Below are 1,897 nucleotides of genomic sequence, written 5' to 3'. Positions count from 1 at the left end.
ATTCGTGATGGCGAGGGAGCCGACGCCCGCCAGGGCAAGTGCCACGGCAATGGCCTGCCCCACACCTCCCGCTCCGACCAGCAGTACCCGTGTCGCAGTATCCAAGGCCCGATGCGCTGTAAGGGCCTGGACCATCCCAACACCATCAAACGTCTCTCCGATCAAGCGGCCATCTGGGTCGATCCGGACAGCATTGACGGCACCGCAGGCTTGGGCATTTGGCAGCAGCACATCACACAGCTGAGCGACCGCGGCTTTGTGGGGCATGGTCACGCAAAACCCTGCAAAATCGCGCAAATGTCGCATGCCCGCGATGGTTGCCGCCAAGTGCTCGGGAGGCACTTGCAAAGGTACGAAGAGCGCATCGACGCCACGCCGCTCCAGCAGGGCGTTCATGAGAGCCGGGGCCGACATCGGCCTTTGGACGGTGGAATAGGCGAAGTGGCCATAGAGCCGTGTCGTGGTGCTGATGGGCGGGCGACCGTGCGGCATTGGGACCTCCTCTGGAAAAATGTGTAGAGATGAGGTTGTCATTTCCCCCACCTTGATAGCACGCTGCCGAACAACGGTTTAACCGGACTTTTTTCCTGGATAAATACCTATAGAAAGCCGATTTTCCTACTAAACCTCTCTGCAAGGGGTTTATACGGAAGTTTTTCCTGATAAAAGTCTTACGAGGTAGCTCCACACTTAACCGTGGTATGGTTCGCTTGCAATGAAAATGGGGGTCCAGGCATACTCCTCTTGGTACGTTCCCCAACGTTACTCGGAGGACACAAGCATGGACCCCACAACGACATTCTGCCCCAATGTGGCGTGCTCAGCCAGAGGACAAACCGGCCAGGGCAACATTGGCATCCACTCGTGCAAGGACAAGCGCTTTATCTGCACGGAGTGCCACAAGACGTTCAGCGCCACAAAAGGCACGGCCTTCTATCGCCTGCGGACCTCTGCGGAGACGGTGAGCCTGGTGGTGACGCTGCTGGCCCACGGGTGTCCACTCCAAGCGATCGTCGTCGCGTTTGGCTCTGACGAGCGGACGGTAGCGGGGTGGGTGGCACGTGGCGGCGCCCAAGGACAGGCGGTGCAGGAGCATCTCGTCGAGCAACCACGCGACCTGGGGCAGGTGCAAGCCGATGAGATCCGGGTCAAAAAACAGGGCGGTATTGTCTGGATGGCCTTGGCGATGATGGTCTGTACCCGCTTGTGGCTGGGCGGCGAAGTCAGCGAGCAGCGTGATAGGCCGTTGATCCGACGACTGATCGAACGCGTGAGGCGTTGTGCCGCATATCGTCCCCTATTGTTCTGTACTGATGGCTTGGTGTCCTACATCCGGGCCATTCGGGAGACCTTTCGCGACCCCGTGCACACGGGCACGGGTGGACGGCCCCGACTGTGTCCATGGCGCAATGTCTTGATCGCCCAAGTCGTCAAGCGCTACGAGCGGCGACGGGTGGTCGAGACCGAACGCCGCATTGTCGATGGCACGCCGGCACGCGTTGAGACGCTCAGGCGGCGCTCGCAAGGTGAGGGGGTCATCACCACGGCGTATATCGAGCGGCTGAATGCGACGTTCCGTGAGCGTTTGGCGTCGCTGACGCGCCGAGGCCGGGCGCTCGCGCGCCGCACGCTGACCTTGCAGCAGGGCATGTATTTGATTGGGACGGTCTATAACTTCTGCACACCGCACGCGAGTCTGGCCCAGGCCGGTGGCAAGACCACACCGGCCATGGCTGCTGGCATCACCGATCATTGCTGGAGTGTCCGAGAACTGTTGTCGTATCACGTACCGCCGCTTCCTTGGACACCACCCAAGCAACGTGGGCGTCCCTCGCATGCGCTCAAACGCCTTATTGAGCGGTGGTGCGGAGACCACGGTTAGCTGTGGAGCTACCTC

2 protein-coding genes are annotated in these 1,897 nt (G+C 60.6%); one reads left to right on the top strand and one right to left on the bottom strand.

What is annotated here, in order from left to right; translation table 11 throughout:
• On the bottom strand, window positions 1-396 hold a 396-nt coding region (locus VJ369_RS17210; protein ID WP_414652675.1), incomplete at its 3' end, for a shikimate dehydrogenase family protein.
• A gap of 385 nt (window positions 397-781) precedes the next feature.
• Between VJ369_RS17210 and VJ369_RS17205 the strand changes: the two genes are divergently transcribed.
• Window positions 782-1,882: a hypothetical protein gene (locus VJ369_RS17205; RefSeq protein ID WP_324093219.1), complete on the top strand. Its 1,101-nt coding sequence runs from the start codon at window positions 782-784 to the stop codon at window positions 1,880-1,882.
• The last annotated feature ends 15 nt before the right edge of the window (window positions 1,883-1,897 follow it).

Source organism: Glutamicibacter sp., assembly GCF_035257265.1.
Classification (GTDB): Bacteria; Actinomycetota; Actinomycetes; order Actinomycetales; family Micrococcaceae; genus Glutamicibacter.
The sequence above is the reverse complement of the archived record's forward strand: the minus strand, read 5'-3'. Positions and strand labels throughout refer to the sequence as shown.